Consider the following 25,060-nt stretch of genomic DNA (forward strand, 5'->3'; position numbering starts at 1 on the left):
CAAATCAATTTTTTTAAAAAAACAGGCCACCACATGTCCCATATCAATACCCTTCTGATTACCGATTCATCCATGATCAACCGCATCATCCAATCGGCTCTGGAAGAGCGTTTCCAGAGTACGGTCCTTGATTCCAGTGCGGAGGGCTTTATTGAGGCGATTGCGGCCCAAAAGCCGGACCTGGTTTTTTTACGGACCCAGCTTAAGGAAGCCAACGGACTGGAGGTGTGCGACCGCATTAAAAACCACCCGGATCTTACGGATACCAGGGTGGTGTTTCTCTCCACCGACGCCAAGGTTCGGGAACAGGCCATTCACCACCGGGCCGACCGCTTTTTGACCATCCCCTTTGTACCCAAAGCGGTCAAACAGGTGAGCGGTGCGCTCTATCCGCCTCAAAAAACAGTCCTGTTTGTGGATGACAACGACCTGCCCCATAAGATTATCGTCCCCCCCCTGCAGGAAGAGGGTTTCCGGGTGATCGAAGCGTGGGATGGGCGGGAAGCCCTGGACATGGTGGATGAAAACCAGGTGGACCTGATTCTTTCAGACATGGAAATGCCCGCCATGAACGGCATCCAGCTCTGTCAATCCATCCGCAAATCCCTGGCCCAGGATATTCCCTTCGTACTCCTGACTTCCAACGCCGGAGAGCAGCACATCCAGGAAGCGATGGAGATGGGGGTGGATGAATATTTGACCAAGCCCATTGTCGTGCCGGAAATCATCTCCCGGATCAAACGCCTGACCGAAATTGACAAACATCGAGGCCGACCTGAACGCATTCTGGTGGTGGAAGACAATGCCGAGGACCGGGGGGCTGTTGCCAAGCCTCTCAGAGCCCAGGGATTTGATGTGGAAGAGGCTGAAAATGGCTTGGTCGCCTTCGGCCTGCTCAATGCCAGGCCCTTCAGCCTGGTGGTCACCGCCTTCACCATGCCCCACATGGATGGTTTGGAGCTGGCTCTCAAAATCCGCAAGCATCCAAGCCCCAACCTGCGCAAACTCCCCATCATTTTTGCCACCAAGCGCAACACCCAGGCCGATATGGTGCAGGTAAAATCGGTGGGTATTCAATCGTTCCTGGCCAAGCCTTTCTCTGGTGACCGGATTGCCGCCGAGGTAGAGCGGGTGCTCTCGGAAGAGCGCCTGGAATCAAGCCGCAATGAGATGCGCCACTACTGGACCGAAGATGTCATTCGCCAGGTGGAAAGCGCTGATGCCCTGAGCCAAGTGGTGGCTGAAGATCAATTCCGCACCATTCTCTACTGTACGATTCACAACTTTCCAGCCCTGTGTGAAGAGACCACCTCCGAGGAGCAGGTGACCCTGCTCAATCATTTTCTGGATGCCTGTAGCGATGTCCTCGACCAACACGACATCATCATTCAAGCCACTTGTGCGGGGGATTCGTTGATGGGTTCTGCTGGTCGTCAGGAGACCGGAGCCTTAAGGGCGGTACAGGCCGGCTTGGCCATCTTGGCCAAGCAAGCGGAACTCAGCAAATATGCCGGTCGTGAAGTCACCTTGCGGGTGGGTGTCCACTCCGGACATGTGGTGGCCGGACATCTGGGCGGTAAACGCCATGGGCGCAGCTTGGCGCTGATCGGCAAAAACATGGAGATCGCCCGCTGTGTGGCCCGGGCTGATTCTGGCAAAGGACTCTCCATCAGCCACAAAACCCTGGAGATGATCCGGGACAAGGTTGGGGTGGGAGCCTCCCAAAGCGTGCCGATTGCGAGCCTCAATCAAGCCATCGACATTCATCAGGTGACCGGCCTAAAATAAAATTATCCAGCCTTTTTCCGGACAGATGGAATCCTTCCCGTGCCTTTATGGTTAGGATTCGGAAACCACCAACAGGCCGACTGAAACGACAAACCGGGGAAGGGGGAGAGTTTCATGGTCATTCTGGAACTGCTGGAACAAATCCCATTTTTCTGGGATATGACCGAAGAGGAAAAAAAGCTCATTCTGAAAGATGACAGCTTTTTTTCCGTGTATCAGCCCGGTGATTATATCATCAAGGAAGGGCCGGAAGAGACCTACCCCCTCTATGTGATGGTCACCGGGGATGTCAAAGTCACCAAAAACTGCGCTGAGGGGGAAAAGGAGCTGATACAGCTCACCGCTGGAGCCGTGATTGGTGAGATGTCCTTTCTGGTCTCCCGCCCCCGGGCCACCAACGTCATAGCGATCAACCAGGTAACGGTTTTTCGTATCGACGACAAAACCCTGGTCAAAATGCCCTGTGACACCCAGATCAAAATCAAAGACAAACTGATAGAAATCCTGATCAAGCGTCTGGATGACATGAACACCAACCAGGCCCGAGCGGATATGGCCAACCAGGTGCTCACCAAGGCGTTGCGGGAGGCCCAATCCGGCCCATAGATCAGCCCTTCTCAATGGAAGTGGTGGGCAACAGACCGAGCGATAGCAAAAACAAGCCCGCAGACCATCCAGCCAATCAGCAGATGTTCCTGAAAAGCCATCTTTAACTCTTTATTTTCCCGTCATTTCCCCGGTTTCAGTTGACATTTCTCCTCAGTACGAAGACCATGCTTCGTTTCTTCGAGCGATGGAGAGGCCGTTTTCCAAAGCCTCCTTTCGAACGACAGGTCAGCCATTTGAAAACACCTCTTTATTCGATCGATCCGCCAACTGTTTCAAGGCTGGCGTTGGACGCCTTTAGCGATATGTCAAAGTAGACATTTCAGGTTGGAAGCGACCATCTGGCGTAAAGAGTAAAACGGTTTACGTCCAAAGGGGGACGGAAAGAAAGATGGAAAACACCAAGCGCACCATCACAGTGGGGTTGATCGGCAATCCCAACTGCGGTAAATCGACACTTTTCAACAAACTCGCCAAAGCCAATGCCAACATCGGCAACTATCCCCGGGTGACGGTGGATATTCAGGAGGCGGTTTTTGAATATAAAGGCCACACCATCCAACTTTTGGACCTGCCGGGAATCTACTCCCTCACCTCCAAATCTCCGGAAGAGCGCTTGGCCCGAGAATTTCTCCATTCTGAAAAAGCGGATGTCCTGATCAACATTCTCGATGCGGGCAACATGGAGCGCTCCCTCTTTTTTACCACCCAACTTTTGGAAATGGGGCAAGCCACGGTCTACGCTCTGAATATGATCGACGAAGCCCATAAAAAGGGCATCCGGCTGGCTACTGATCAGATTTCCAGCATGTTGGGCGGCCCGGTGGTAGAGACCTCCGCACGCAATGGTGAAGGGCTGGAAGCCTTGATGGATGCGGTTATTGCCCGCCCCCATCATGACGAAATCCAACCGGTGGATATCACCTATGACAGCCATCTGGAGAGTTCGGTCACCAATGTGCAACAGCTGATCGCCGAACTCCACCCGGACGAGATGGACAGCCATCAAACCCGATGGCTGGCGATCAAACTCCTGGAGGGGGACGATGAATTTTTGGAGCGCCAGGAAGCGGACCACACGGTACTCATCGAAATGGTCCGCCGGGAGCGGTTCGATCTACAGCGCTCCCATGGCGATGAGTGCGAAACCATGTTCGCCTATGCCCGATACGGCTTTATCAACGGCCTCCTTTCCGAAACCCGTACCACGGTGGAAGATCCGGCCAAGCGCATGGAGTGGACCCGGCAGGTGGATCATTTCCTGCTGCATCAATTTTTGGGACTGCCCCTCTTTCTGTTTTTGATGTGGCTGATGTTCGAAACCACCTTCACCATGGGTAACTTTCCTGCGGGATGGATCGACTCCGGTGTGCAGTGGTTTTCCAGCGGGGTAAGCGCCATCCTGCCTGCGGGGCTGGTGCACGATCTCCTGGTAGAGGGGGTGATTGCCGGTGTGGGAGCAGTGATTGTTTTCCTACCCTATATCCTGATTCTCTTTTTCTTTTTAGCCCTCTTCAACGAAACCGGCTATATGGCTCGGGCCTCCTTTTTGCTGGACCGGGTGATGCATATCTTCGGACTCCACGGCAAGGCGTTCATTCCCCTGGTGATGGGGTTCGGCTGCAATGTGCCTGCTGTCATGGCGACCCGCACCATCGAAAGCCCCCGCTCCCGGCTGATCACCATTCTGATCAACCCCTTCATGTCCTGCTCCCAGCGGCTGCCGGCCTTTATTCTTCTGGCGGGCGCCTTTTTTACAGATCGCCAGGGACTGGTCATCTTTTCCATGTATATCATCTCCATCGTGGTGGCCATGGGGGCATCGGTGTTTCTGAGCCGGTTTGTGATTCACGGCGGCAAGGAATCCTTCGTCATGGAGCTTCCCCCCTATCGGCTCCCCACCTGGGAATCGATTCTCTTCCACATTTGGGAAAAAGCCTACGATTTTGTCCGCATGGTGGGAGGGGTGATCGTGGCGGGTTCCATCATCATCTGGTTCCTACAGGCCTTTCCCCAGGAGATTCCCTTCGGCACCGACTATGAAGGGCAGATTGCCAGCCTTTCCTCCCAGCAGACCACCCCTGAGACCGCTGAAACCATCAGCCAGCTTAAGCGGCAGCGTCATCAGGAGCGGCTGGAAAAAAGCTATCTGGGGGTGTTGGGCCAATCCATCAGCCCGGTTTTTGAGCCTTTGGGGTTTGACTGGAAGGATGCCGTCGCCATCGTCACCGGTATTTTTGCCAAGGAGGTGGTGGTGGCCAGCTATGCCGTGCTTTATGCCCAGGATGAAGGCAGCCATGGAGAGGGCTCCGACTCCCTCCGGGAGGAAATCTCCCATGCCATGGCCCCTCTCACTGCGTTTGCCCTGATGGTTTTTCTCCTGCTCTACTCCCCTTGCCTCTCGACCATCGCGGCCATTCAGCGGGAGACGAAAAGCTGGGGGTGGGCTGGATTTTCGGTGGTGTTTTCGTTGAGCATCGCCTGGGTACTGGCTTTTGGCATCGTCTCTTTAGGGGGGTATGTGGCATAAGGTCAGCGATGTGAGGAACCCCACTCTCCCCACCTTCGAGGGGTGGGAAAAGTGGATGTTTTCAGACAAAAAAGGCGTCACCCTGGTCTTGGCAAACAGCCTGGGGGACGCTTTTTTTGTTCCACCAGCTGCCTCCCCACAGCGGGAAAAAACGGACCCCCCATAAACCTAAATCCGGCAGTTGGGCGTACGCACATGCCCCAGCCTCTTGATCCACCAAGCCAATCGGGAGAAAGTCTTGTGACCAATCAGGTGACGGCGATTTCTCCCAATTCACTATGCGAACCAATATCCTGCACCAGCCGCACAGGCCCAACTGCCGGATTTAGGATAAAGGGACTCCCCCTCCACGGCACCCCCCTCCTCCACCGGAACGATCTGGGCGCTCAGATAGGTGGCAAGATCCGCCAAATCCTGCTCGCTCAGATTGAACAACCAAAGACAAAAAAATCATCCCCATGACTTTCAAATCAACTCATACTAATTCTGGCTCAAACGATGAGCTTAAGGCCATTGTTTGATCTTCATTCAAAACCGAAAAATCTGCCACAGAGAACACAGAGGCCACAGAGGATAATCATGAAAAACAGCTGAATATTCCGAACACTACCTGGAACGCGTTTTGGCTCGATTTTGGTTTTCTCTGTGTTCTCCGTGTCCTCTGTGGCTAAACGTTTGTTTTGTTCGACTCACCTTCTGAACCGGAATTAGTATGGGCTTTTCTTGAAGGCCATCACGATCTCCCTGGATCCCCGCTTTCGCGGGGATGACGAGTCAGGGAATCGTGTCCAATTTTCAGAGAGAACTGCAATATATGAATCACCCCCCTTCAGGGGTCATCCAACAAAAAAAAGGGTGGGCACCGTAGATAGCGTGCCCACCCTTTTTTTGATTGATTCAGCCGTTGGATTGAAACGAATCGTCTAGAACTTTTCAAACTCGTCGTCAGATCCACCACCGCCCAAATCCAGGCTCACGCCACCACCACCTCCGCCGCTATGATCCGGAAGGGCTTTGGCTGGTGCACGCCTGGGAGCAGCAGCCTGAGGAGCTGGGGCTCTCCGGGGTTGCCCACCACCCTGCTGGGGCATGCCGGCCAAAGTGTTGCCATCCAACTTGAAGAAGCTGATAGCGTCACTCAACATATCGGCCTGGGAAGAGAGTTCCTCAGCCGTTGCGGCCATCTCTTCGGAGGCGCCGGCATTTTGCTGAATCACCTGATCCAGCTGGGAGATGGCCTGGTTGATCTGGGCCACACCGGTATTCTGCTCGGAGCTGGCAGCGGAAATTTCCTGAACCAGCTCGGCGGTCTTGCGAATATCGGGTACCAGCTTATCGATAATCGTCCCGGCCCGCTCCGCCACCTGCACGCTGGAGGTGGAGAGTTGTCCGATCTCACCGGCAGCCGTCTGACTCCGCTCAGCCAGCTTGCGAACCTCAGCCGCCACCACCGCAAATCCCTTGCCGTGCTCACCAGCCCGGGCAGCCTCAATGGCGGCGTTGAGCGCCAGCAGGTTGGTCTGCCGGGCGATCTCCTCGATGATGCCGATTTTGCTGGCGATCTCCTTCATGGCGGTGACCGCTTCATTCACCGCGTTACCCCCCTCCTGGGCATCGTTGGCGGCGCTGGAGGCGATCTTTTCAGTGGTTTGGGCGTTGTCGGTATTTTGCTGAATATTGGAACCCATCTCCTCCATGGCCGAGGAGGTCTCCTCGATGGAGGCCGCCTGCTCGGTGGCCCCCTGGGAGAGCTGTTGGGCGCTGTCGGAGAGTTCGTTGCTGCCCCCCGACACCTGACCGGAAGCGACGGAAATTTGCGATACCACCTCCCGCAGCTTTTGACCCAGGAGCCCCAGATCGTTGGTCAGCTGACCCAGTTCATCCTGATCTTCTGAAGCACAGGTAATACCGAGATCACCGTCGGCTAACTTACTCAGATTGCCGGAACAGCCAGTAATGTTATTGGCCAGAGTGTTGGCGATCATCACAGCCACTAACACAACGATACCGGCAACAATCAAAGCGGCGATGGTCAGAGCCAGTATCAAAGCATTGATGGGCTGTTCCACCTCTGCCAGGTCGATCTCAGCCAGAAGCGCCCAGGTGATACCGCCCACCGTGAGGGGTGTATAGGCGGAAAGCACCGGGTTGCCGTTATAGTCATCGATCACCTTGGCATCCACCTGTCCGGAAAGCGCCTCCGTAGCCCCTTGGGTATCCACCCCGTTGCTGGCGACGCTACCGGCGAAGGAGGCTGCAACCGTATGGCCCTGGGGATCCAGGAAGGAGTCGGAGCGCATCAGCTTGTCCGGTCCCACCAGATAGGTCTCACCGGATTCACCCATGCCAACCCGCATCTGCATGATGGAATTGATCGCCTCCAGGGGTAGCTGCAAGGCCACGATCAGCTCTACCTTGCCGTTATGGACCACCGGTTGCGCAACGAAAGCCGCCGGAGTGCCGTTGCTGGGAGCGTAGGGAGCAAAGTCAGCCATGCCGAAACGCTTGGTTTGCAGCACACTGCGGGTCAGTTCACCCAGGTTGGAGCTGGCATATTTGCCATCCACCATATTGGTCTGATAGTCCGCCTCCCGGGTGGCGGTATAGAAGACATAGCCGTTGGGATTCATCAGGAAAACGTCATAGTAGCCGTACATTTCCTGATACTTCTTGAAAAATTCGTTGCCCTGATCATCCACCGGGCTGAAAGCCTCAGCCACGTCGATTTCCGCCAGCATTGCCCAGCGCACCCCCAGAAAATCTATGGGAGCATAGGCCGAAAGCACCGGGTTGTCGTTATAATCAAGGATCACTTTCGCACCCTGCTTGCCACTGAGAGCAAGCCTGGCTGACTCCGTATCCACCTTACCCTTGACGGGATCGGCGAAACTGGCGGCCACGGTGTGATATTTGGGATCCAGGAAGGAGTCGGAACGCATCAGCTTGTCGGGACCGATGAGGTAGGTCTCACCCGATTTACCTAGACCTGTGCGTTCACCCATGATGGCGTTGATGCGGTCGATGGGCATTTGGAAAACCAACACACCGTGGCGTTTGCCTGCATGATCGAAGATAGGAGCCGCGATAAAGCTGGCAGGAGCACCGGCGCTGGGGGCGTAGGGAGAAAAATCGGTGAAAGCGACATAACCGGGCCGAAAATTGTCTGAGACCATACGGTAGATTTTAGCCAAGTCGGTATTCCGCCATTGACCGCTATTCAGGTCGGTCCCGAAATCCAGCTCCTTGTAGACCGTGTAAGCCACCTTGCCCGCTTCATTGACCAGAAAAACATCGTAGTAACCTCGATTTTCCAGCAAATTGCGGATCCAGGGGTGAAATTTGGCGTGAGCCCGATTGTAGAGGGTATCCTCCGTGTTGGCATCCAGCCGATGTTTTTGACCCGCCGGATTGGGATTTTCGGTGATATACATCCGCTGCAGCTCTGAGGTGACGCTGCTACCCAGCTGGTCCCACCCCGCCTCGAAAGCCTCCAGGCCATCAATCATCATGTGATTGCCAGCCAGGAGTTGGACATCCTCCTTGATGGAGCCCAGATAATTTTTGATCTGGGTGGTTTTGATCTGCTGTACCGCCCCCAATTTGCGGAAGGATTCCTCGCGCAGGGTGTTGACGGTCTCTACCAGCACCCCCATATCCCCTTCCCGCTCTGCAAAATATTTTTCGATCTGGCTCTTTTTTACCTCTCGCAAGGCGACCAATTGATTAAACGCAGTCTTCATCAAGGCTTCTTCAGCCCGATCACTGGAGATATAGCCCACAATGGTCAGGGGAATCAGACCAACCGTCAGAAAGAATCCGATCAGTTTCGTCCGAATTTTGATGTTACCCAACTTCAGCATGATACCTCCAGATAACCGAAATAGTGGACCGACCTCATTGACTGGAACAGAAAAAATTATTGATTACAAACAAAGAAACCAACCAATTCGTGTATATTCAAGCATGAAAGATAGAAATGTAACGGGCAGACAGGGGGGTTATCGCCAAGCGGTCCTCAGCCAAAGTGATCCTGCAAAAAGGACATATTCGGATGATGCGTCTAGAATCCCCCCCTATCAACCGAAAAAATACTGCAACATCATCCCAATAAATGCAACAAGAAAAAACATACACCCACATCGATTAAATCTTTAATAAATAGCCGTTTTCATGGCCTATAAAAAAATCTTTCTCTGGAAAGTGTAACGCCTACCTTCCCTCTTCCCTCTTCCCTCTTCCCTCTTCCCTCTTCCCTCTTCCCTCTTCCCTCTTCCCTCTTCCCTCTTCTGTCAGAAAAATCCGTCATTTTCCCAGCTTTCAAGAGTGCAACTGCTGTATATTTGCCTAACATTCCTGATAGCGACATTAAGAGAGAGTCAATCGTGAGGCCATTGTTAACCTACAAAGTCGGTGGTTCAGTCCGGGATCATCTCTTGGGGTTACCGGTTTCCGACCAGGATTGGGTGGTCGTAGGAGCGACCCCCCAGACCATGCTCGACCTGGGTTTCAGGCAGGTGGGGGCTGATTTTCCAGTTTTTCTTCATCCCCAGAGTGGGGAGGAGTATGCCTTGGCCCGTACCGAACGCAAGTCCGGCCCGGGATATCTTGGATTTACAGTCAACTTTGATCCTGGGGTGACTCTGGAAGAAGATCTTGAGCGCCGGGATCTCACCATCAATGCCCTGGCCATGGATAAAACAGGGCGCATCATCGATCCATTCGGGGGGAGAGAGGACTTAAAAAACCGAATTCTGCGCCACGTCTCCCCGGCTTTTGGGGAAGATCCGTTGCGGGTGCTGCGAGTGGCACGCTTTTTTGCTCGTTTTCATGCCCTGGGATTTCAGATCGCTCCGGACACCCTGAACCTGATGACCCAGCTGGTTGATTCCGGCGAACTCGACCATTTGACCCCGGAACGGGTCTGGATGGAAACAGTCAAAGCTTTGGCCTCCCCCCGCCCCTCCCGGTATTTCGAAACCCTCCGCATCAGCCGGGGGCTGGCGGTGATTTTTCCGGAACTGGCCGCCCTCATTGGCCAGAGCCAACCCTCAAAACACCATCCGGAAGGGGATGCCTGGGTCCATACTCTGGAGGTGCTGGACCGGGCTGCTGAATTATCCTCCCACCTGCCGGTGCGGTTCGCAAGCCTCATGCATGATCTCGGCAAGGGAGCCACCCCCAAGGATGAACTCCCTCATCACTACGGACATGATGAGGTGGGGGGCCAACTGGTGGAAAAATTTTGCCAACGGCTTCGAGCCCCCAAATCCTATCGCAAACTGGCTGTGCTGGCCGCCCGCTTTCACATCCGCTGTCACTTGGCGGAGGAGATGCAGGCCAAAAAAATCGTCAAGCTCCTGGTCGCCACCGATGCCTTCCGCCATCCGGATAGATTCCAAAATCTCCTCACCGTCTGCCAGGCCGATGCCCAGGGACGGGGCCAATCAGAAAAACAGGGCTATCCCGAAGGGGACATTTTGCTGGCTGGATTAAAGGCCTGCCAAAAGGTGGATCATCAAAAACTGCTCGCCCAAGGATTCCAGGGAGATCAATTCGCCCAGGCGCTTCACCAGGAAAGGGTACGGTTGGTCAAAACAGTCTTGGCAGAGAGAGCAGATAGCACAGAAGAATCAACGAGGCGTTACAAAAGGGAATAAAACAGGTAGGCAGATCAGGCATCCGAAGCCAGCAAGTTTACCCGGGAGGGATCAACGGCTTCGTTTTTGAATCCACTTCAGGAGCCCAACAAAAACAGGCGGAGAGAAATCCATCCCCCTGGCATCCGCCGGGCGGTCTGCACTTGATCAAAATTGAAAAATCACTTCCGGCGCCGGAAGTCGTCATCCCAAAATTCCGTTCGGTTTGGCTGTGATCTCCACGTCGGAAACCGATCCTGGATGATCATGCAGCCCCGATGGGAACTGGGAGGTTCGCTACCGTTGAGAGCATCCGGCTTCCCTGTTGCCTGAGCGAAGGGAAGAGATGTGGATGGTCTCTTTTCTGGCTGTTGCCATAATCAATGCAATCATAATGCCAAACACCAAACAATCCGACATCCCCGAATAAACCCGCCAACCCCCTGCCCTGACTCACCTTTTTCGACACCCGCCCCACCCCCCCTCACCCATTCCCTCATACGGCGGAAAACCGGGGGAAAATCCTGCCTATTGAATGAGTTAACGTTCTGCTGGGGCTATGAAAGGTTTTGGTCTCTTTGCAATCGTCTGACGGGATGACAAAAAATGGCACAAGGAGGAAAAAAGCGGTTGCAAATCGCCTTTTGGTTTCATCAAAGAAATGCCGAGGTGGGAGAGTCACAAGGGTCGCTTCAGCCCCCCCCAGGGCTGACAGAGATTCAATCCACCGACGAAAGCCACCCCTCAGCACGACGGAAGTCCGCTGGTGAGTTAAGATTGGCAAAGGGATCCCGACCGGTGGCTGAGAGGGGAAAATCCACTCGACGGTGGGGCAGATGGGTCAACCATCGCATCAGCCGCAACTGGCCTTCATCCAGAGCCCGGGTGATGGCTGGCAGCACGCTCCGGGGCCACAGCCCCACCACCGGATGGGTGCGCTGACAGCTCTCAGCCACCACCGCTGTCGGCCCCTCCCCCATCCCAGCCGAAAGCTTGGCCACCAGATCACGGGGCAGAAAGGGCAGATCCACCGAGGCTGTGACCAACCAAGCCGCATCAGTTGCCAAAAAAGCTGCCTCCATCCCTGCCAGAGGCCCCGGATAGTCGGCTCTTTTATCCGGGATCACTTCCCGAGAAAACTCCTGGAATCGCCTGGCATCGCCGTTGGCATTGATCACCAACCGATCCACCTGGGGTCCAAGGCGCTCCAAAACGTGGCTGATCAGAGGTTTGCCGCCAAAGGCAATCAAGCCCTTTTCCACCCCCATCCGCCGGGAGAGCCCACCCGCCAGAATCACGCCAACCAGCGCCTCTCCAGGTCTGTCGGAAAGAGGCTGGAACTGCTTTGTTTCCCTCATCCCACCTCCTTTCAAAAAAACGGCCACTTCCCTCTGAAGCAGCCAAATCAACCTAAAAAAAATGTGTTGAAACAGGAAACCAAATCCGCTAACAAAAATCCAAGAAATTGAGGCCCAACCAAACCATTGGCTTTCACCTCTGCGTGATGATTTCGGGAGCACACCAACGCCAGGCAATCACCGGAATCAGAACGGAGATTTCATGTTTTGGTATCATTTGAACGGGAGAAGACTCATGAAAAAACGCGCCACCGCATTGGCCATCGCCGCACTACTCGGAATGGCGGTCATGACAACGCCAACCTCCAGTGAGGCCTATTGGGGATATCCTGGCGGCTATTACGGCTACCCCGGCTATGGCTACGGCTACCCCGGCTATGGCGGTTACGGCTATCCCGGTGGCTGGGGAGGCTATCCCTACTACGGTGGCTATTATCCCTATTACGGCAGCACCTGGTGGAATCCCTTCAGCTGGTTCTGGTAAAAGCATCGCCCCGGGTCGGAACCTCCCCTCCGGCCCGGAGGCCTCTTCCAGTTACACCGGAAAACGGTCCACTAAAGCATCCAGCTCTTCAGACATCTCCATCACCGCGCTGTTTCCCGCCCGCACCGCCCGAATCAGGTCGCGCAGGTGTGCCATTGATTGATGCACCCGATTCAGATCTTCATCCGCCTCATTTCCCTTCCTCAAGGCTTGCAGGCGCTCCTGAAGGGTGTCTGCCTCCTGCTCCATCTCGACGATCAACCGCCCAAACCCCTTGGCTATTTCAGACTCATCCTCGGCATGTTCGGAAAGAACGAAAAATATTTCCCGCAGGGTTCCGCTCATCCGCCCCATGGCCGCCGCCAGAGCCTTGATCTCATCCTTTTGCGGCGGAGCTTGATCATCGGGCTCTTCACCACTGAAGAGATCGGCCAGGCGAATCAGGGTGGTCACCGGGTCTGTGATACGGCGGGTCATGAATACTGAGAATACCCCCCCCACCAAGATGGCCGTCGCTGCCAGGAAGAGTGCAAACGTCGTCCGGAACTGGGAGTTGGCCCGGGTGACCTTTTCAGCCCGAGCCATATCCGCCACCGCCTCAACCACGTGGGCCTCCACCAAGGGTTCCACCTGGTGCACCGCCCCCCGCATCAGGGAGGTCAAGCGGACAATTTGGTGATTCTGCTCCACCAGGGCCAAAAAGTCGGTTTCATAGCGCTTCAGAAGTGCCAGCAGTGCTGAACGATCATCAGAGGAGATTTTCGAAGCGGCGATATTGGCTGAAACCCGCTCCACCCCCCTCTGCACCATCCGGGCATAACGTTCATCCCCCCGAATCAGATAATCCTTTTCCCGACGGCGCAAAGAGAGAATATCCTCTTCCAGGTCGGCCACATGCGCTCCCTGTATAAAGGCTTCCAGCTCTCTCGCCTCATCCCGAAAAAGCCCTTTTCCTCCTGCAATATCCTCCCCGGCCAGAACACCATCGGCATAGCTTTGAAAATGGTTGAGATAACGCTCCATCCCCTGGCTGAGTCTGGTTTTATCCGCCGCCACAAGCCCTGAATCCTGAACTTGCCGGTTGAATTGTTGCCCCAAAGCCACTACCCGCTTCAGATAGGCCTGCTCCCGGCGCAGTCCCAGATCCTTCTCTGCCCGACGAATCTGCAACAGGGTGAGATAGAGGGCGCTGGTTTTAAATTGACCGACTTTTTCCTCTACGGCGTGGATGGTCTCTCGAAAGCGTCCCCGCAACCCCTGGTTGTGATCGAGCCCCTTGATTTCCCAGGCTTCGACGATCTGTTTGAAGGCGTTGTGGTAGACCCCCAACCGCTCCCGGATGCGTTCGGCCACCCGTTGCCCCCCGGCCCGCTCCTCGATCCCCTGCAACTGCCGGGCATCCTGAAGAGCCAAATCCACCTGCCGGGCGACACGCTCTATATATTGATGATCCTTACGGGACAAAAAATCCTTTTCGCTACGGCGGGCTTCCAGCATGTAGCGGTGGATATTCAAAGAGAGGCTTTTTTTGGTCTCATGCACCTCCATGAGATGGTCATAGCGATTGAGGGCCTCATACAGGGTGGTGTGATATTGCCACACCACCACCAAAAACATCAGCCCCGTCAGGCCAAACCCCATGCCCATGCGCTGGCCCACGGAAAGATTTCTGAAAAATCCATTTTCCCCCATCACCCACCCCTCTTATCGGTATTTCCGCGACCCGGAGGTCTATTCCCACCCCTCCAAGTCGCCATTTTTCAGGCATCCAAAACAGAGGAACCAAATGCACCGCTCCCCCATCCAAACATGGTAGAGAGAACCCGGCACGATATCATGGAAAATTATCGGGAAATACCTTATAATGGGAGATATCTGGCGTAGTATTGCCTTTATTTCAGATTATCGATAACGAACACACGGGCATGGCTGGCTGACTAAACCCGGGGAATGTTGGAGAGATCTTAAATATCCCACGCTTCCGACACCCCCGCAAATCCTTGGGTTCAAGTATATGGCTGCACCGCTTAAAACGCCCCCCCCCTCCTCCCAAAGCGGCTTCACCCTGGTGGAGCTGATCATGGTGATGGTGATCATCGGCATCATCAGCGTTTTCGCCGTGGATCGAGCCCCGGATAGCCTCCTCAATGTCGATGCCGCTGCCAGGCAGGTTGCCCAGGAGATCCGTTATACGCAATCCCTGGCCATGGCTGGCAATGCCCTGGCCTTGGGCGCAACCACCCAGGATCACTCCTTTGTCTATGTAGACTCCGACTCCTATCTCATACGTCAGGATGCTGACGGCTCCACCATAGCCAGCGATGATCTGGTAAATGTGACTTTTGACAGCCCCTTTGCCGATATCACCTTCGATGGCAAGGGAGACCCTGGTGGCACCACGACAACCATCACTGTAACCGCCGATGGCAACAGCATGGATATAGTGGTGATCAAAAATACCGGTGCGGTGATCATCCAATGAACAACATCTCACCCTTCCAACAGGTTCCGGGAACCTGCCGTATTTTTAAAGCACACCGTCAAGCGGGTTTCAGCCTGATTGAGCTGATCATCTTCATCGTCATCATCTCCATCACCATCGCCGGTGTCGTCCCCATGTTCATGGAGGCCCTCTCCAGCTCCTTTGTCCGGGAAAATATCCAAGCCCGATTTTTGGCTCAGGAAGTACTCGAAGAGATCTATGGTGATGTCAATGAAAACGGCTCTGCCGGATTTGATCGGATCAACAGCACCAACTATCCAGGGGATCTCGATCTCGATATTGGTGCCAACATCAATTTCGACCGGTTGATCACCCTGGGTGAGGGCACCCTCTCCGGAACGACCGTTACCTGCGACTATGACACCGCTCCCAGCCCAAGCTCCGACTATGGCTGTGTCACGGTAACCGTAAAAGTTGCCTCTTCCGACAGTAACACCCTGGCCATCTCCCAACGGGTATTCGTACGATGACTTGCCACCTCCCCAGGTACTCTTCTGCCCATCATTCCCAAAGGGGATTCAGTCTCATTGAGATGATCATGGTGATCGTCATCATGTCCATCCTGGCCAGCGTCGGCTCCACCATGATCAGCAACACCATGAAGTCCTATTTCATGAGCCGGGATATCGTCCCTCTCTCCAACCAGGGCCACGTCATCATGGAACGCATGGTGCGTGAACTGCAGGAAGGGCAGTGCGCTACTGTCTCCAATCCAGGAGGGGGTACGGACGACCTCCAGTTTGACGATGCCGATTCTCCAGCCAACACCATCCAGTTCAGCCAAACCGACACTGAAATCTTCATGGACAGCGATATCCTGGGCCAAAATATCCAGGCTGGCAGTCTCACTTTCAACATCGATACCAGCAAATGTTACGTTCAGCTGCGATTCGTTCTGGAGTACACCCTCTCTGATTTTGCCGGGGGTGGCACCATCGAAATTCCCTTCCAGACCGGAGTCCACATGAGAAACTGACGTGAAGAGATGACCAAAGCCTCCCGCCAGCAAGGCTCTCTACTCATCGCAGCCATCGTTATCATGGTTTTGGCGGGAACACTTGGCTTGGCGGTTTCCAAAATAGAGATGGGAACCAGCCATATCATGGTTCAGAGCGTCAAAGGGAGCGACGCCTTTGATGGCAGTGAGTCAGGCCTGAAGCTGGTAGAAAGCCTCCTGCTCCAAGCCAACTGTGATCCCTCTGCGGTGGCCGGAGGGGTGACCGTGGATCCCGTCACCACCCTGTCACTCCCCATTGATCAAAAAACCATCACCGCCCGCATCACCGATCAAACCGCCACCACACCCAATCAATATCTGATCGAATCCGTAGACATCACCACCAACAACCAACGCACCGTGGAGCGGCAACTCCTCTGCACGCCTGGCAACGGCGAAGGCAGCAACCTGGCCAATGGCGGCAATGCGCCCACCAGTTGGAGCATGAACGGCAGCAACAGCGTCAACGCCGACGGCAGCTTTACTTTTTCCCAAAACGGCACCAGTAAGTCCGATAACAATCTTCTCTCCTTTCCCAGCTATAGCGGAGAGACAATCTATCTGACCTTCGATTATGAGATCACCGGATCCCTCACCATCGAAGTGCGTTTAAAGTCCAACAGCAACGATTTTGATGAAAAACGAAGAGCCTCCCTTGAAGGCAACGGCTCACATACATTTGATTTCGGCATTCTCGACCCTGAGAATATCAAATTCGTCCAAATCAAGCTTTCAGGGGTAAGCAGCGGAGAAGAACTCAACCTCAGCGTCCCCTGCCTCGACAAAAACCCTCCTGAATCATGCACATCCACTCCAGCAAGCCTTACTCTGGGCAACTGGCGGGAACAGACGTAAAATAAAATCCACATACCGATTTCCAACGCAAATATTGAACTCCATTTCACTGTTTTGTAATAGATTGGCAACGATTTCAACAAAACAGCGACCCCCCCTGGAACACGCATTTTTCTTGCAATCCCCCATCAATAATTTTATATTGAGGGCGGAATGGCTAAATTTTTTTTACTTACGTTTTTTGCTACGTTTTTTGCGTTTTTTTGTTTTGCATCTTTTTTGTTAGGCGGCACCGTCAACCCAAACGATATCGGTCGGTTCTTATAGTGAACGGCCCGGCCTGGGATCTGCCCCAGTTGAAGGAAACAGTCATGAAACGCCAAACCCCGCAACAGGGCTCCCTCATCATCGTCGCCATCATCGTCATGGTGGTGGTGGCAACCATCGGTATCAGCATCTCCAAGATGTATGTGGGGGGTGCCAAAACCTCGGTGGAAGTGGTAGAGGGCAGCAACTCCTTCGACGCAGCGGAATCGGGGGCCCAGATCGTCATCGGTCAGCTTTTGGCCAACGACTGCGATCCCAACACCCTGAGTGGCGCTGTGGTCAACGGCGACGGCTCCGTGGATGTGACCCAAACCATATCCGGCATGGGTGAATTTACGGTCACATTTACCCCCACCCCAGCTGGTCAAACCGACATCTATACCGCCTATTCTCAAGGTATTGGTCAACGCATCACCCAGGTGGAGGTCTCCTGCGCAGGCTCCGATAGTGGGGCGCATCCCATCATGGTGGAGGATCCAGCCAACCTGACAATCCACGCCACCGTCACCATCAATGACAACACTGTCATCGATTGCGAAGCTGAAGAAGGTGGGGATGAAGAGGGCGGTGAAGAGGGCGGCAGTGGAGGTGGAGCTTCTGACGGTGGAGGGGCCTCTGAAGGGGGCGAATCAGAAGGGGGTACCAGTGGTGGTGGCTCGGCAGCTGGACTGCCCCCCCTCATGGACACCCTTTTTGTCGAACTTTTGCCTGATTTTTTCAACGCTCTGATTTCGGATGCCCGAGCGGATGATTCCGGCGGTGGCGGCAGTGAAGGGGAAGAAGAGACAACGATCTGCCACCAACCCGGCACCCCTGCAGAGCAGACGATGACGGTCAACGCCTCCGCTCTGGATGGTCATCTGGGTCATGGTGATGAGGTGGGTGAATGTTCCGAGGGTGACAGCGGTGGTGGTGGCAGTGAAGGGGAAGCCAGCGGTGGCGGTAGTAGCAGTTCCAATGCCTATATCGGTACCTGCAACATCCTGACGGAATCCGGCCCTCTGGAAGAAGAAACCATCGATTTTGACAGCCTCGGCAGCTATCCCGGCTCCGCAACGGATGGGGATGTCACCATCTCCGACTCCGATGACGGTGGGGGTAGTGGCGGTGGGGCCAGTGAAGGTGGAGAGAGTGGCGGTGGATCAGCTGTCAGCTTGTGGCCTCTCAAGAAAAATGTCCTGGCCAACCGAATCTCAACGGTTTTTGATCTCCTGATTTCGGATGCCCGAGCGGAAGAGAGCGGTGGTGGCGGCAGTGAAGGGGAAGAAGAGACAACGATCTGCCACCAACCCGGCACTCCTGCAGAGCAGACGATGACGGTCAACGCCTCCGCTCTCGATGGTCATCTGGGCCATGGTGACGAGCTGGGTGAATGTTCCGAGGGTGACAGCGGTGGTGGTGGCAGTGAAGGGGAGGAAGAAGTAGAAGAGAGCAGCAACATCCTTCCTCCTGGAGATTATGGCACGGTGACGGTTGAAGCGAATCAGACCGTCATTCTGCAACCCGGTGTCTATTACATCGAAGAGCTGATTCTGGCAGATGGTGCCATCCTGCAGATCAGCCCGAGTGGGACCGTCACCCTCCACACCCAGAGTGCCACTTTTGGTACCGATACCCTGGTCAACTCCAGTGGGGATGCGGAAGATCTTCTGATCTACACCTATCTCACCCCTGGGAGTGTCGATATCGGCGACTATTCCATCACCAAGGCGATCATCCTGGCTCCGGATAACGGCACGGATGTCACCATGGGCACCGGGGTTGAATTTACCGGAGCGGTAGCGAGCGGTGGCAGCGTCACCATTGGTGAAAACAGCGCCCTCACCTTCAACGACGACATCGCTACAGTCCTGGAAACCCTGGGCTATGCCGGTGATAGCTCTGCCGGTGGTGCCATCGAAGCAGGCTCCTGGAAAGAAACCTTCTAAAGCCAGCGATCATCACGATCATCAAAAAAAGCCCCCAGGCTACATCGGGGGCTTTTTTTGATGTTTGGGGCACTTATTCCCTCCACAACCATTAAATTTCCGAATTTCCCAAGAATGATCCCCCCGTTCGACCAATTCGTAGACCGGAAGCTGTACCTCTGTTAGTCTGTCAAGGTTTTGAAAATCGTTTTTTGGCGACTATTTTCACCTCTCCATTTTTTATTCTGAGGGCACAGGCGATGGATAAAAGACTGAAAAACCCCACCCCCTGGATTTTCGTCGTCGGCGCTCTTCTGGCCCTTTATGCCGGAGCCTGGGTCACCCCCACCTGGACCATGGAATCGGTCACCCTGGATGTTCAGAGCGATGAGAAGGGGAACCTCTATTATGTCAAGAAGGGTAAGCCCCAATATCTTCCGGACATCACAGCGGCCCACGAAGCCCGCCTCACCCCGGAAATTCTGGCTGAGCTCAACCAACAGGAAGCCGCCCCTCAGGTGATGTCGGAGGTGGTCAGCCACACCGAAATCATTGATGGGACCACCCACACCCTCTATAAACACCACATCGCCAAAAAACATTGGCGTTTTTGGTCCCTGCTCCCAGCCATCGTGGCGGTTCTCCTCTGCTTCGTCTCCCGGGAACCGGTCACCGCCCTCTTCGGGGGTATTGTGGCGGGGGCATTTCTATTGGGACGACCCGATATCACCGATGACGTTTTGGTGCCCCAACTCGCTACCACCGGAGCCGCAGGGGTATTGCTGCTCTATCTCTGGTTGCTGGGGGGATTGATGGGGGTCTGGTCACGCACCGGAGCCGCCCAGGCCTTTGCAGAGCTGATGACCCGGCGGGTGGTGCGTGGACCCCGCTCGGCGAAACTGGTCGCCTGGTTTTTGGGGGTGATTTTTTTCCAGGGAGGCACCATGAGTTCGGTGCTGGTGGGGACCACGGTCAAACCCATCGCCGACAAGGAAAACATCAGCCACGAAGAGCTTTCCTACATCGTCGACTCCACCTCCTCCCCCATCGCCTCCCAACTGGCTTTCAACGCCTGGCCCGGCTATGTGCAGGCCTTTATTTTCGTGGCTGGCGTTCCCTTTCTCCTCACCGAAGGAGACCGGATCAGCTTCTTTTTTGCCAGTGTCCCCTTCTGTTTTTACGCCATATTTGCCGTTTTAAGCACCTTCCTGCTCTCCATCGACAAACTCCCCTTCATGTCCAGGCAGATGCGTGAGGCGGTCACTCGAGCCCGCACCACAGGCGAGTTGGACGGCCCCGATGCCAGCCCCTTGAGTGCCAAGGAGCTGCAATTCAGTAATATTCCAGAGGGTTATTCCCCTCACGTTGCTGAATTTTTCATCCCCCTTTTAACCTTGATCGGCATTGCCATCGGCACCTTCATCGCCTTTGGCTCCCCCCAGGTGAGGTGGGCCTTTGGGGCCGCACTCCTGATCGCCCTGTTGATGGCGCTTTTCAGGGGAATGAGCCTCCACGATGTGATGGGGGGGGTTTCCGAAGGAATGAAAGGGGTGTTGCTGGGTTCGGTAATTTTGCTGCTGGCCATCACCATCGGCGGCATCAGCAAAGAGGCCGGGGGGGCGATCTATCTGGTGGAGCTGTTGGGGGATCGGATTCCCTATTGGCTGCTGCCGGTCATTTTGCAGGTACTCACCATCATCATCGCCTTTTCCACCGGCACCAGCTGGGGGACTTATGCCGTTGCATTCCCCTTGGCCATGCCTCTGGCCTGGGCAGTGGCCCAATCTGCTGGGCTCGAACACCCCCAGCTCTTCATGACCATCTGCTTTGCGGCGGTGATGGATGGCTCGGTCTATGGGGATCAATGCTCCCCCATCTCGGATACCACGGTATTGAGTTCCATGTGTACCGGCTGTGACCTGATGGATCACGTCAAAACCCAGATCCCCAACGCCTCCATAGCGGCAGGCTTGGCAGCCATCTGCTGGACGGCGACAGCTTTTTTCTTCACTTGATTATCAGGACAGAAAAAGGTCTCAACAAACACCATCAAAATCCATAGATATGGTGCTCCCATTTATTCGAAGTGATTTTTTTGAGAGCTTCTGATGGTTCCTCAACTTGAGGAGATGCCCCACTGTGGTTTACGATAAGTGACGCAACTTTTGGTGCCAACGTCTTAAATGCAACATAATCAGGATGTTCAGAAGAATCCCATTTGAGTGGCTTCCTGTCTCGAATGGATTGCCGTAATTGTTGGTAAAGTTGCCGAAACTTTCCAAGTACTTCAATATCTGAATTCGTCAGGCTTCGCTCACAAGCAATGCGCACCAGGGTTGATTCAAGGCGCCCTTCGGACTCACAAATCCGAGTCAATAAATCGCATCTGGATAATTCCGGAAGCTCACTTGGGCCAACATCACGAATCAAATAGTTCCAAAGCTTCCAGATAGCGAAAAACTCACCGTAAAGCAGATGAAAATCACGAGCCGTGGTTAAATCGTTTTCTTTCTGCTTTTGACGGATATTCCAGGAAACTGTCAGACCCTGACCAACGCCCCATGCCAATAGAAGAAGAACGAAGGAGGAGATAAACCTCAAGACCTCCTTCTGAAAAATAACATCAAACGAATCCCAAAGTGCCTCCATTTCTTCCCTCACCAACGATAATTTCTGTTTGGCTACGAATCATGTCCGACAGGCAAAACCTTACCCCACCACCCGAAAGGTAACCCCCCCCTTACCCGCCAAGCGCCGCCAATTTTCCAGAAAAGCGGTCAAAATAAGGGTGGTCCCCACCATTTCGGTCACCTCTTCCACACTGCGCATCAGGTGGCGCACCTCCTTTGACTTCATCGACAGGGCCTTCATCAACACCTTGTAATCCTTGGTTCCTTCCAGCACGTCCAGAGCCACTGCACCGGCATAACAGAACAGGCCTGCGGCAAACAGCACCCACACATCCCGACCTTTCAGCTCCCGCCAGAAAAAAACCGTCATAAAGAGCCCAAATCCAATAAAAAAAGGCAAAACCACTATCTGCCAATAATAGCTGGGCCAAGCATCGATAGCCTGAACAAACAGACTTTTTTCACGGGCATCCTTGGCTAGATCCTCGGCAAATGAGCCCAACCGCTCATGAATCATGGCGGTATCGTCGATCCCGGAAAAAACAAAAAAAAGCGCCACCAACAACCACCCCAAAGCCAATCGCCCCCGCCCCTCGTGGGAGCGATACAGGGCAGCCGCAGCCGCCACCAACCCCACCACCACGAACTGAATGCTGGAAAACCAGGTGGGCAGGTTGGTCTCCTTGGTGATGTCCAATAATCTGCGGATATGTCTGGAATCGATGATGTCGTTAAAATAGATCAGACAGTCCACCCCAAAAAAAACAATCTCCACCAGCAACAAAAAATAAAGAATCCGGGTGACCGGAATCTTTACCTCCAGGTCACCTCCGCCTGATGCCGCCAGGTTTGGTTCCCTCAAGGGTTTTGATTCAGGAATATCAGGAGGGCTCATAGCGGGACAGAACTTCCAACAGTCGGCTTTTTTTGACTGGCTTGGTCAGGTGCAGATCACAACCGGCGTCCAAAATTTGCGTAGTGACCTCTTTGAGGGCGTGGGCGGTCAGGGCAATGATTGGGGTGGGGGGCTTGTCGTTCTCCTCCTCCCAGGCCCGCATGCGCCGAGTGGCTTCATAGCCGTCCATCACCGGCATTTGAATATCCATCAAGACCATGTCGTAGACCCCTGAAGTAAATTTATCCACCGCTACCTGACCATTTTCAGCCACCTCGATCTGGTAGTGGTTTTTTTTCAGGTAGGCCTGTATCAACAGAACATTGTCATCAGCGTCCTCCACCAACAACAGGGAAGGAGCCGTCTGATCTTCGCCAACACTTTCTTTTCCCAGGGCTCTCACCTTGCCAGGAAGTGGCGAGCTTTCCGCTGTGGTAGCCGTTGAAACCGGCAGGGGAATTTCAAAATGAAAGGTACTCCCCTCCCCTTCGTCACTCTCCACCTGGATCCACCCCCCCATCTTTTCGATCAGTCGCCGACAGATGGTGAGCCCCAGCCCCGTTCCCCCAAAACGTCGGGTGGTGGTGGCATCCGCCTGGGTAAAAGGTTGAAATATAAGCCCCTGCTTGGCTTGGGGAATACCAATTCCAGTATCCCTGACCGCAAAGTGCAAGTAATCCCCCTCCCCAGGGGAAAGACGGGCTTCCACCTCTCCGGCCGAGGTAAATTTGATGGCGTTGCCCAAAAGATTCAACAATACCTGTCGCACCCGATCGGCATCCCCCATCACCTCCTGAGGCAGATCAGGTGCTACCTGACACGAAAGGGCCAACCCCTTGTCCCGGCTTCGGGGGGTGAGAATGGACACACTGCCCTCAAGCACCATGGCCGGATTGAAGGGCTCCCGGATCAAATCCAACTGCCCCGCCTCGATTTTGGATAGATCGAGAATATCGCTGATGAGGGCCAGCAACGCCTCCCCTGCCTGTTTGGAAACCTTCAGGTAGCGCTGCCGTTCCAAATCCGGTTCGGTTTCAAGAAGCAACTCCCCCATACCGATGATGGCATTCAACGGCGAACGAATTTCGTGGCTCATGGTGGCCAGAAAGGCGCTTTTGGCGGCATTGGCTGTTTCCGCCGCCTCCTTGGCCCGCTCCAAAGCCTTGTCCATCCGATTGCGTTCGATGATACCGGCCAAGGAGTTGGCCATAGCCAGGAGAAACTCCTCCTCCTCCGGATCCTGGGTGTGTCCCTGGGCCAGATAGAGGGTAATCACCCCCTGGATGGCATCCTTGGAGATGATCGGCACGCAGTAGTGACCATGGGGCTGCATATCGGGAAAATGGTTGTCGTGGCGATGATCCACACCCGAAGCAAAAAGAATCTCCCGAGAGTGGGCTGCCCGTCCACAAAGGCAGTGTCCCATGGGCACCCGGGAACAAACATTGAGGAGGGTTTTATTGAGACCCCGATGTACCGCCAACTTCAAGACTTCCTCTTTCTCATCCAGGAGAAAAATGGCCCCTTTATTGGCCGTGGCGAGCCAGGAGCCGTTCAGGATCAGGTCCAGGGCTACCTTGAGCTGCTCGGCAAAAAGACCCGACTTCAACCCCAAGCGCAGGAGGGTGTTGATGGCAGTCCGGGATTGCAAAATCCGCTGGTTACGCTTTTCAATGCGCCGACGTTCGGAAATATCCCGTATCACCACCTGGACCAATTCCCGCTCCCCATCGTCAAAGTGGGCATAGGAAATTTCCACCGGTATCCAGGCGTCACCGTCACGCTGGATAAAAAGGGGATGAGCATCCCGGGACTGAGCGGTGCCTGTGAAAAGAGTCTGATAAAAAGCGGTCTCTTCCGGGGGATGAAGCCGGGTATGGTGTTGGCCGATCAGCTCCTGGCGGGCCTGACCCATCAGTTTTTCAGCGGCCTCGTTACACTCCTCCAGCAGCCCCGTAACCGCATCGGCGATAAAAATGGCCTCTCTGGAAAAAGCGAATAAATTGCGAAACCGCGCCTCGCTGCGGCGATATCGTCGGCGGTTTTCGCTTGCCCGGGCGTGATAGCGCAGGCGGGCGACCATCTCCGCCCGGTCCGGCAGTTTGATCACATAGTCGTTGGCACCCAAAGAAAAAGCCCGGGCCTTGGCTTCCGGCTCATCCTGAACCGTCAGCATCACCACCGGCACCTCCCGGGTGGCTGCGTTTTCACGATAATGGGAAAGCAGGGTCAAGCCATCGATCCCCGGCATGAAAAGATCCTGAAGAATCACCGTGGGGCGAATCCGAGCCACTGCTGCCATGGCTTCCGTAGCCTGGTTGCAAAAATGCAGCTCCATGTCGGGTTCATCCAGAAGCATCCGCTGCAACACGGCCTTGGTGATAATCTGATCGTCTACCAGGAGGATTTGGATCGGTTCCTCTCCTGGTTTAATGGTATTGAGAGTGGCCTTGTCTGGGGGATTCATGATGACAAAGCCCACGTCAGGTTTGGTGAGTAGGCCAAAGGAGAGCGATCCAACCAGGAAAAAATGCCACGGGAACAGCGGATGGGGTAAACAGAACGTAGGTTAAAACGGGATAGCATGGGTGTGTGTGGGTAAAA

The 25,060-nt window shown here is 54.5% G+C and carries 17 protein-coding genes; 11 read left to right on the top strand and 6 right to left on the bottom strand.

All coding sequences use genetic code 11. From position 1 onward, the window contains the following. The first annotated feature begins 33 nt into the window (after window positions 1–33). The 3 genes from HQL52_01790 to feoB all read left to right on the top strand — a co-directional run bounded on the left by HQL52_01790 (window position 34) and on the right by feoB (window position 4,924). Entirely contained in the window at window positions 34–1,788 is a 1,755-nt protein-coding gene (locus HQL52_01790) for a response regulator (protein ID MBF0368162.1), read from the top strand. Between the two features lie 114 nt (window positions 1,789–1,902). Next, the gene (locus HQL52_01795; protein MBF0368163.1) at window positions 1,903–2,394 is read left to right on the top strand and encodes a cyclic nucleotide-binding domain-containing protein; all 492 of its coding nucleotides are present in this window, start codon (window positions 1,903–1,905) and stop codon (window positions 2,392–2,394) included. 391 nt (window positions 2,395–2,785) lie between these two features. Next, window positions 2,786–4,924 carry a ferrous iron transport protein B gene (gene feoB / locus HQL52_01800; GenBank protein MBF0368164.1) on the top strand — a complete coding sequence of 713 codons (2,139 nt, stop codon included), beginning with the start codon at window positions 2,786–2,788 and terminating at the stop codon, window positions 4,922–4,924. A 923-nt stretch (window positions 4,925–5,847) separates the two neighbouring features. Here the strand turns inward: feoB and HQL52_01805 are convergent. Continuing rightward, window positions 5,848–8,784, bottom strand: a complete 2,937-nt coding sequence (locus HQL52_01805) for a methyl-accepting chemotaxis protein (protein ID MBF0368165.1) — start codon at window positions 8,782–8,784, stop codon at window positions 5,848–5,850. Window positions 8,785–9,315: 531 nt separating this feature from the next. Here HQL52_01805 and HQL52_01810 point away from each other — a divergent pair. After that, window positions 9,316–10,581, top strand: a complete 1,266-nt coding sequence (locus tag HQL52_01810; protein ID MBF0368166.1) for a multifunctional CCA addition/repair protein — start codon at window positions 9,316–9,318, stop codon at window positions 10,579–10,581. A gap of 698 nt (window positions 10,582–11,279) precedes the next feature. Here the strand turns inward: HQL52_01810 and mobA are convergent. Continuing rightward, on the bottom strand, window positions 11,280–11,858 hold the full coding sequence (gene mobA, locus HQL52_01815) for a molybdenum cofactor guanylyltransferase MobA (GenBank protein MBF0368167.1): 579 nt from the start codon (window positions 11,856–11,858) through the stop codon (window positions 11,280–11,282). Between the two features lie 295 nt (window positions 11,859–12,153). Between mobA and HQL52_01820 the strand changes: the two genes are divergently transcribed. Further along, on the top strand, window positions 12,154–12,402 hold the full coding sequence (locus HQL52_01820) for a hypothetical protein (protein ID MBF0368168.1): 249 nt from the start codon (window positions 12,154–12,156) through the stop codon (window positions 12,400–12,402). Between the two features lie 51 nt (window positions 12,403–12,453). Here the strand turns inward: HQL52_01820 and HQL52_01825 are convergent, their stop codons facing one another. After that, window positions 12,454–14,094 (bottom strand): methyl-accepting chemotaxis protein, encoded by a 1,641-nt coding sequence (locus HQL52_01825; GenBank protein ID MBF0368169.1) that lies wholly within the window; start codon window positions 14,092–14,094, stop codon window positions 12,454–12,456. A 322-nt stretch (window positions 14,095–14,416) separates the two neighbouring features. Between HQL52_01825 and HQL52_01830 the strand changes: the two genes are divergently transcribed. The 6 genes from HQL52_01830 to HQL52_01855 all read left to right on the top strand — a co-directional run bounded on the left by HQL52_01830 (window position 14,417) and on the right by HQL52_01855 (window position 20,946). After that, on the top strand, window positions 14,417–14,884 hold the full coding sequence (locus HQL52_01830) for a prepilin-type N-terminal cleavage/methylation domain-containing protein (GenBank protein ID MBF0368170.1): 468 nt from the start codon (window positions 14,417–14,419) through the stop codon (window positions 14,882–14,884). Further along, window positions 14,881–15,375: a prepilin-type N-terminal cleavage/methylation domain-containing protein gene (locus HQL52_01835; GenBank protein MBF0368171.1), complete on the top strand. Its 495-nt coding sequence runs from the start codon at window positions 14,881–14,883 to the stop codon at window positions 15,373–15,375. Before HQL52_01830 ends, HQL52_01835 begins: the two co-directional genes overlap by 4 nt. 62 nt (window positions 15,376–15,437) lie before the next feature. Next, complete coding sequence (locus HQL52_01840) at window positions 15,438–15,881, top strand: hypothetical protein (protein ID MBF0368172.1); 444 nt, start codon at window positions 15,438–15,440, stop codon at window positions 15,879–15,881. Window positions 15,882–15,890: 9 nt separating this feature from the next. After that, window positions 15,891–16,757 (top strand): hypothetical protein, encoded by an 867-nt coding sequence (locus HQL52_01845; protein MBF0368173.1) that lies wholly within the window; start codon window positions 15,891–15,893, stop codon window positions 16,755–16,757. Between the two features lie 311 nt (window positions 16,758–17,068). Beyond that, entirely contained in the window at window positions 17,069–18,952 is a 1,884-nt protein-coding gene (locus HQL52_01850; protein MBF0368174.1) for a hypothetical protein, read from the top strand. A 335-nt stretch (window positions 18,953–19,287) separates the two neighbouring features. Beyond that, entirely contained in the window at window positions 19,288–20,946 is a 1,659-nt protein-coding gene (locus HQL52_01855; GenBank protein MBF0368175.1) for a sodium:proton antiporter, read from the top strand. Window positions 20,947–20,980: 34 nt separating this feature from the next. On the opposite strand, the gene HQL52_01860 is transcribed toward HQL52_01855, so the two are convergent. From HQL52_01860 to HQL52_01870, 3 genes are read right to left on the bottom strand one after another with little or no spacing between them, the layout of a single operon-like run. After that, window positions 20,981–21,592: a hypothetical protein gene (locus HQL52_01860; protein ID MBF0368176.1), complete on the bottom strand. Its 612-nt coding sequence runs from the start codon at window positions 21,590–21,592 to the stop codon at window positions 20,981–20,983. Window positions 21,593–21,640: 48 nt separating this feature from the next. Then, a complete protein-coding gene (locus tag HQL52_01865) occupies window positions 21,641–22,456 on the bottom strand; it encodes a hypothetical protein (GenBank protein ID MBF0368177.1) in 816 nt (271 codons plus the stop codon). Continuing rightward, a complete protein-coding gene (locus HQL52_01870) occupies window positions 22,443–24,923 on the bottom strand; it encodes a response regulator (GenBank protein ID MBF0368178.1) in 2,481 nt (826 codons plus the stop codon). The genes HQL52_01865 and HQL52_01870 overlap by 14 nt, the downstream gene beginning before the upstream one ends. Window positions 24,924–25,060 lie beyond the last annotated feature (137 nt).

Source organism: Magnetococcales bacterium (genome assembly GCA_015232395.1).
GTDB lineage: Bacteria > Pseudomonadota > Magnetococcia > Magnetococcales > JADFZT01 > JADFZT01.

Coding starts and splice junctions, on each gene's coding strand:
- HQL52_01790 (MBF0368162.1), top strand. CDS start 34: ATGTCCCATATCAATACCCTTCTGATTACCGATTCATCCATGATCAAC.
- HQL52_01795 (MBF0368163.1), top strand. CDS start 1,903: ATGGTCATTCTGGAACTGCTGGAACAAATCCCATTTTTCTGGGATATG.
- feoB (MBF0368164.1), top strand. CDS start 2,786: ATGGAAAACACCAAGCGCACCATCACAGTGGGGTTGATCGGCAATCCC.
- HQL52_01805 (MBF0368165.1), bottom strand. CDS start 8,784: ATGCTGAAGTTGGGTAACATCAAAATTCGGACGAAACTGATCGGATTC.
- HQL52_01820 (MBF0368168.1), top strand. CDS start 12,154: ATGAAAAAACGCGCCACCGCATTGGCCATCGCCGCACTACTCGGAATG.
- HQL52_01825 (MBF0368169.1), bottom strand. CDS start 14,094: ATGGGGGAAAATGGATTTTTCAGAAATCTTTCCGTGGGCCAGCGCATG.
- HQL52_01830 (MBF0368170.1), top strand. CDS start 14,417: ATGGCTGCACCGCTTAAAACGCCCCCCCCCTCCTCCCAAAGCGGCTTC.
- HQL52_01835 (MBF0368171.1), top strand. CDS start 14,881: ATGAACAACATCTCACCCTTCCAACAGGTTCCGGGAACCTGCCGTATT.
- HQL52_01840 (MBF0368172.1), top strand. CDS start 15,438: ATGATCATGGTGATCGTCATCATGTCCATCCTGGCCAGCGTCGGCTCC.
- HQL52_01845 (MBF0368173.1), top strand. CDS start 15,891: ATGACCAAAGCCTCCCGCCAGCAAGGCTCTCTACTCATCGCAGCCATC.
- HQL52_01850 (MBF0368174.1), top strand. CDS start 17,069: ATGAAACGCCAAACCCCGCAACAGGGCTCCCTCATCATCGTCGCCATC.
- HQL52_01855 (MBF0368175.1), top strand. CDS start 19,288: ATGGAATCGGTCACCCTGGATGTTCAGAGCGATGAGAAGGGGAACCTC.
- HQL52_01865 (MBF0368177.1), bottom strand. CDS start 22,456: ATGAGCCCTCCTGATATTCCTGAATCAAAACCCTTGAGGGAACCAAAC.
- HQL52_01870 (MBF0368178.1), bottom strand. CDS start 24,923: ATGAATCCCCCAGACAAGGCCACTCTCAATACCATTAAACCAGGAGAG.